At 72.6% G+C, this 6,216-nt stretch carries 6 protein-coding genes; 5 read left to right on the top strand and 1 reads right to left on the bottom strand.

All coding sequences use genetic code 11. The annotated features are described in order from the left end of the window. Positions 1–199: 199 nt before the first annotated feature. Genes CCN56_RS33195 through CCN56_RS33185 form a run of 3 tightly spaced genes read left to right on the top strand, consistent with a single transcriptional unit; the run spans position 200 to position 2,696 of the window. Complete coding sequence (locus CCN56_RS33195) at positions 200–796, top strand: DUF5998 family protein (protein WP_086831561.1); 597 nt, start codon at positions 200–202, stop codon at positions 794–796. Further along, positions 796–2,004, top strand: a complete 1,209-nt coding sequence (locus tag CCN56_RS33190) for an alkaline phosphatase family protein (RefSeq protein ID WP_086831560.1) — start codon at positions 796–798, stop codon at positions 2,002–2,004. The genes CCN56_RS33195 and CCN56_RS33190 overlap by 1 nt, the downstream gene beginning before the upstream one ends. 41 nt (positions 2,005–2,045) lie before the next feature. Beyond that, positions 2,046–2,696 carry a thymidine kinase gene (locus tag CCN56_RS33185; protein WP_041131639.1) on the top strand — a complete coding sequence of 217 codons (651 nt, stop codon included), beginning with the start codon at positions 2,046–2,048 and terminating at the stop codon, positions 2,694–2,696. A 50-nt stretch (positions 2,697–2,746) separates the two neighbouring features. Here CCN56_RS33185 and CCN56_RS33180 read toward each other — a convergent pair whose 3' ends face one another. After that, complete coding sequence (locus CCN56_RS33180; RefSeq protein ID WP_086831559.1) at positions 2,747–3,421, bottom strand: TetR/AcrR family transcriptional regulator; 675 nt, start codon at positions 3,419–3,421, stop codon at positions 2,747–2,749. A gap of 109 nt (positions 3,422–3,530) precedes the next feature. On the opposite strand from CCN56_RS33180, the gene CCN56_RS33175 reads away from it, so the two are divergent. Further along, positions 3,531–4,133, top strand: coding sequence for an isochorismatase family protein (locus CCN56_RS33175; RefSeq protein WP_086831558.1), 603 nt, complete (start codon positions 3,531–3,533; stop codon positions 4,131–4,133). A 154-nt stretch (positions 4,134–4,287) separates the two neighbouring features. Further along, positions 4,288–6,216: YfhO family protein (locus CCN56_RS33170; protein ID WP_086831557.1), on the top strand; the 1,929-nt coding region annotated here is incomplete at its 3' end.

Genomic DNA, 6,216 nt, shown 5'->3' with positions numbered 1-6,216 from the left:
TCTCCCGGCTCGTCGACGACCATCCCGAGGTGGTCGCGGTCTCCCTGGAGCCGGTGGTCGTGGCCCCCCGCGGCCTCTCCGTCCTCGGCGCGACCGTCCGCCTGGCCCCGCCGCCGCCCCGCACCGACCTCGGACCGCGGAGCCTGCCACGTTACTGACGGGGCCAGAGCGGGCCCCTCCGCCCCGTAGGATGGAGTCCATGGCAAAGAGCGGTACGACGACCCAGGGGCTGCGCGCGGCGATCGAGCGCAGCGGCTACTACCCGGCCCTCGTGGCCGAGGCGGTGGAGGCCGCCGTCGGTGGCGAGGCCGTCTCGTCGTACGTGGTCCACCAGGAGACCACCTTCGACGCGAACGAGGTCCGGCGCCACGTCACCGTCCTCGTCCTGACGCCGCACCGCTTCATCGTCAGCCACACCGACGAGCAGGCCGCCGACACCAGCTCCCCGACCCCGTACGCCACGACCTCCACCGAGTCCGTGAAGCTCGACCGGATCTCGTCGGTCGTCGTCAGCCGCGTGGTCGCCAACCCCGAGTCGTACACGCCGGGCACCCTGCCCCGCGAAGTGGTCCTCACCATCGGCTGGGGCGCCGTCTCCCGCATCGACCTGGAGCCCGCAGCCTGCGGCGACCCCAACTGCGACGCCGACCACGGCTACACCGGCAACGCCACCGCCGACGACCTCAGCCTGCGCGTGAGCGACGCCGGGGACGGCCCGGACACCGTCCGGCAGACCCTCGCGTTCGCCCAGGCCCTGTCCGAAGCCATCGCGGCGACCGCCGCACCCACCCGCTGATGGTGCAGCCGAACACCGCCGTGAGCCACGGTTGGCCCGACGAACCGATTCCGCTCGCCCCGGAGACCGCGCCGGTGCCCGAGTACACCTCCGGCTCGCTCGGCGACCTGCTGCCGACGCTCGTGGCGGGCCAGGGCGTGCCCGGCTTCGACGCGCGGATCGCGGAGCTGACCCCGGCGGACCGGAACTGCGTCTTCCTGATCGACGGGCTCGGCTGGGAGCAGATCAAGGCCCATCCGGACGAGGCCCCGTACCTGACCTCGCTCCTCGGCACCTCGCGCGGCGGCACGGGCCGCCCGGTCACCGCCGGATTCCCCGCCACCACCGCGACCTCGCTCGCCTCCGTCGGCACCGGCCGTCCCCCGGGGACGCACGGACTGCCCGGCTACACCGTGCGCAACCCCGAGACCGGCGAGCTGATGAACCAGCTGCGCTGGAAGCCGTGGACCGCGCCGCACGTCTGGCAGCCGTACCCGACCGTCTTCCAGCTCGCGCACGAGGCCGGGATCCACGCCGCCCAGGTGTCCTCCCCGATCTTCGAGCAGACCCCGCTCACCAAGGTCGCGCTCAGTGGCGGAACGTTTCACGGGCGGCTCTCCGGCGAGGAGCGCATGGACTTCGCCGCCGAGCAGCTCGCCGCCGGCGACCGCTCGCTGGTCTACACGTACTACAGCGAGCTCGACGGCGCGGGCCACCGCTTCGGCATCGACTCCGACGCCTGGCGCGGCCAGCTGATGTTCGTCGACCGGCTCGTGCAGCGGCTCGCCGAGCAGCTGCCGCCCCGCTCGGCCCTGTACGTCACGGCCGACCACGGCATGGTCGACATCCCCTTCGACGAGCAGCACCGCATCGACTTCGACGAGGACTGGGAGCTGCGCGCGGGCGTCGCCCTCCTCGGCGGCGAGGGCCGGGCCCGTCACGTCTACGCCGTGCCCGGCGCCGAGGCGGACGTCCTCACCTGCTGGCGCGAGGTCGTCGGCGAGCAGTTCTGGGTGGCGAGCCGCGACGAGGCCATCGCCCTCGGCTGGTTCGGCGACGAGGTCGACGAGCGGGTGTACGGCCGGATCGGCGACGTCGTCGCCGCGGCCCACGACGACGTGGCGATCACCGCCTCCGTCAACGAGCCCCACGAGTCCGCGATGGTCGGCATGCACGGGTCCATGACCCCTGCGGAGCAGCTCGTCCCGCTGCTCGAAGTCCGTTCCTGATCCCCTTCCCCCCCCACGACCTGAAAGGTCCCCGTCCCGTCATGCCCGAGCTGGTCTTCTTCTCCGGAACCATGGACTGCGGGAAGAGCACCCTGGCGCTCCAGATCGCCCACAACCGCGACGCGCGGGGGCTTCAGGGCGTGATCTTCACCCGCGACGACCGGGCGGGCGAGGGCAAGCTGTCCTCCCGGCTCGGTCTGGTGACGGACGCGGTCGAGGCGCCCCGGGACATGGACCTGTACGCGTACCTCGTCACCCAGCTCTCCCAGGGCGGCAAGGCCGACTACGTCATCGTGGACGAGGCGCAGTTCCTCGCCCCGGAGCAGATCGACCAGCTCGCCCGCATCGTCGACGACCTCAGCCTGGACGTCTTCGCCTTCGGGATCACGACGGACTTCCGTACGAAGCTGTTCCCCGGCTCGCAGCGGCTGATCGAACTGGCGGACCGGATCGAACACCTCCAGGTCGAGGCCCTGTGCTGGTGCGGCGCCCGCGCCACGCACAACGCCCGTACGGTCGGCGGCGAGATGGTCGTCGAGGGCGAACAGGTCGTCGTCGGGGACGTGAACCGCCCGGCCGAGGAGATCGGCTACGAGGTCCTCTGCCGCCGCCACCACCGTCGCCGCCTGACCTCGTCCTCCGCCCACGCGAGCGCCCTCTCCCCGGACGTCCTTCCCGTCGGCCAGGCCTGACGGTACGTGTCCCGGACCCGCCGGGATCGGTTCGCGCCCGGCGGCGGGCCTCAGGCCGGCGGCCGGAGGGCGCGGGTCAGGTCGTCGAGGGTGGCGGTGTCCAGGGGGGCCGTTCCCGTCAGGGTGCCGACCAGTGCCTGGGCGAGGACGGTCGCGGAGCCGATGCGGGTGTCCTCGCGCTCGTCGCCGGTGACCTTTCCGATGACGGCGTCACGCACCGCGTACGAGATGGCGGGGTCCCCGAACAGTTCGGGGAAGGACAGCGCCATCATGCACACGCCCACGTTGGCGGAGAGGATCGACTGGCCGGCCAGTTCCGGGGCCATGCGCAGGCGTCCGGCGTCGCGGCAGCGCTCCACGGCCTTCAGGAGGATCGCCTGGGCCTCCTTGATGGCCTGCGGCTTGGCGTCGCCCGTCGGTGTGAACATCAGGCGGTAGAGGTACGGGTTGCGCAGCGCGAACGTGACGTGGCTGTCCCAGGCCGTGCACAGGTCCGCCACCGGGTCCTCGGTGAGCGGGTTCCGCCGCTTCTCGGCCAGGAAGCGCTCGAAGCCGATGTCGGCCACCGCCGTGAGCAACCCCTGCTTGTCGCCGAACTGGCGGTAGATCTCCGGCATGCCGACCTTCGCCCGGTCGCAGATCGCCCGGGTCGAGATGGCCAGCGCGTCCTTGGTGGCGAGCAGTTCCTCGGTGGCTTCCAGGATGCGCTCTCGTGCCGTCGACATGGCTCTCACGATAACAGCGCTAACACGAGGGACCTGGGGATTGATAACGATGTTAACGATGTGTGTTAGCGTCTATAACGTCAATCTCGTCCGACCGAGAGGAACCGCCATGACCGCCTCCACCACCCTTCGCGATGTGATCGGCCTGCCCCAGGAGCTGCCGCGACTCGGCGAGTCCGCGCTGATCATGGTCGACTTCCAGAACACCTACCGCACCGGCGTCATGCGGCTCGACGGGGCCGAGGAGGCCGTGGCCGCCGGCGCCCGGCTGCTTGCCGCCGCCCGTGCCGCCGGTGCCCCGGTCGTCCACGTCGTCAACGACGGCGGCGAGGGCACCCCGTACGACATCCGGGCCGAGATCGGCTCCATCAGCGACGAAGTCGCCCCGATCGAGGGCGAGAAGGTCGTCGTCAAGCAGTTCCCCAACGCCTTCCACGCCACCGGCCTGGAGGAGACCCTCAAGGAACTCGGCGTCGGCGGCGACCTGGTCATCGCCGGCTTCATGACGCACATGTGCGTCCTCTTCACCGCCCAGGGCGCCTTCAACCTCGGCTACCGCCCCACCGTGGTCGCCGAGGCCACCGCGACCCGCCCCCTGGAGGCGCCGGACGGCACCGTGCAGTCCTCGGACGCGCTCCAGGCCGCGAGCCTCACGACCGTTCGTGATCTCTTCGGGACCGTGGCGCTTACGGTCGACGAGCTCGTCGGCTGACGCCTCCGGGGCGTGTGGCACCCGGAGTTCACCCGGGGTGTACCTGAAGAGCGCCTGCTGATCGGTTGCGGGTCGCCCGCCTCGGCGGTAATGGCGGTCGGCCCGTGACGACCCCTCCGGGCGTCCGAAGTGCCGTGCGCCCCCTGGAGGATGTGTGCCACCCGCCGCCGAGGCCGTGTACGTCGAGGACTCCGAGCACGGGACCGTACACGACGAGCCCGGCGGCGACGCGCGGCGGCGGTTCGCGGGTCTGCGGGCCCCGGCCGCCGCCGCCCTGCTCACCGCCGTACTGCTCTGCCTCGCCACCCGGCTCTCCCGCACGTACCCCTTCGGCCCGGTGACCAGGAACATCGTCGACCTCGGCCAGCAGTACCTGCCGTACCACGCCTACTGGCGCGCCCTCCTCCTCGGCGAGACGCACGGCGACGCCTTCCTCAACTGGAACTCCGGCTTCGGCGCCAACTTCCTCGGCGACATCGGCACCTACCTGAGCAGCCCCTTCGACCTGCTCGTCGTGTTCTTCCCGGCGGACCGCGTCGAACTCGCCCTGTACGTCGTCACCGCCGCCAAGATCACCGCCGCCGCGGCCGCGATGGCGCTGCTGCTCCTGCGGCTGCGCCCCGGTCCGTGGCCGGTCGCCGCCGTCCTCGGCACCGCGTACGCCCTCTCCGGCTGGACCTTCAACTACGGCGCCACCGTCCCGATGTGGCTCGACGGGCTCGTCGCCTTCCCCCTGCTCTGCCTGGTCGGCGAGTGGGCCCGCACCGGCCGCCGTCCCGTCCTCGGCCCCCTCATCGTCGCCCTGGCCTGGATCGCCAACTTCTACACCGCGTACATGGCGACCCTCGGCGCGGCCGTCGTCCTCGTGGTGCGACTTCTCACCGCCGAGGAGACGGCCACCGCCCGGCAGCGCCTCACCGGCGCGCTGCGCGCCGCCCGGGGCGTCCTCATCGGCATCGGGCTCGCCGCGCCGCTCGTCGTGGTCGTCTTCCTCGCCACGAAGGTCGCCGACCCCACCCCTGAGACCGTCTTCGCACCGGCCCCCTGGACGGACGTCCTCGCCCGGTTCCTGCCCGCCACCGCGAGCGTCGCCAGCCCGGCCCTGTTCATCGGCACGCCCGCCCTCGCGCTCGCCCTGACGCTGCCCTTCAACCGGGCCGTCGCCCCGCGCGTACGGGTCGGCTTGACGGCCGCGGTCGTCCTGGTGACGCTCTCCCTCCAGTGGGAACCCACCCACCTCCTGTGGCACGCGGGCGCCTCGCCCAACGGCATTCCGTACCGTCAGACCTTCGTCCTGTGCGGCCTGTTGCTCATCGCCGCCTGGTTCTCCGTCGCCCGGGGCGTCCCCCGGCCGGTCGAGCTCCTCGCGGGCCTGGGGCTGCTCGGGGCCCTGGCGTGGGCGGCCCGGGGGAGCGTCGACATCGATCGGTGGACCTTCCCCGCCTTCGGCGCGGCCGCGCTCCTCGCCCTGACCGCCGTCGCCCTCGCCTCGGTCGGCGACCGCCGCGACCACGCGCGCGTACTCCCCGATTCGGCCGGTGACGGCCCGTCCACCGCGCGCGTACTCCCCGGTTCGGCCGGCATCCGCCGGTCCACCGCGCGCGTCCTCCCCGTCCTCGCCGTCGTCCTGCTCGTCGCCGCGCAGGCGGGCGAGGTGGCCGTCACCGGGAAGCGGATCGAGGAGCAGCAGCGGAGCAAGGTCTCCTGGTCGCCCCGGATCGGCCCCTGGCACGCGTCCGCCGCCGCCGAGGTGGCCCGCGCGGACGCCTGGCCCCGCCACCGCACGGACCCCGGCGAGGTCCCCGGAGGCAACGACGTGCTGCTCGTCGGAGGGCAGGGCGCCGACTACTACAGCAGCCTCACGTCGGACGTGACCTCCCGGACCCTGGCCTCGCTCGGCTTCGGCTACTACGCCAAGGGCCGGCACCCGGTCAGCCTCGACAACCCGGTGGCGGACGCCCTCTTCTCCATCGGCACCCGGCTGCGTTCGGAGCCCACGGAGCCGGTACGGCAGGACGCCGCGCCCCGCGCCACGGTCACCGCGACCACCACCCCCGTACCGCCCCTGGTCACCGTCCGTCCG

The sequence above is a fragment of the Streptomyces sp. NRRL B-24572 genome (assembly GCF_002156145.1).
Taxonomy (GTDB): Bacteria; Actinomycetota; Actinomycetes; order Streptomycetales; family Streptomycetaceae; genus Streptomyces; species Streptomyces vietnamensis.
This window is presented reverse-complemented; position numbering and strand designations above follow the sequence as displayed.

Excerpts from the sequence above, each read along its gene's own strand:
- CCN56_RS33175 (WP_086831558.1), top strand. The coding sequence starts at position 3,531 with ATGACCGCCTCCACCACCCTTCGCGATGTGATCGGCCTGCCCCAGGAG.
- CCN56_RS33180 (WP_086831559.1), bottom strand. The coding sequence starts at position 3,421 with ATGTCGACGGCACGAGAGCGCATCCTGGAAGCCACCGAGGAACTGCTC.
- CCN56_RS33195 (WP_086831561.1), top strand. The coding sequence starts at position 200 with ATGGCAAAGAGCGGTACGACGACCCAGGGGCTGCGCGCGGCGATCGAG.
- CCN56_RS33190 (WP_086831560.1), top strand. The coding sequence starts at position 796 with ATGGTGCAGCCGAACACCGCCGTGAGCCACGGTTGGCCCGACGAACCG.
- CCN56_RS33185 (WP_041131639.1), top strand. The coding sequence starts at position 2,046 with ATGCCCGAGCTGGTCTTCTTCTCCGGAACCATGGACTGCGGGAAGAGC.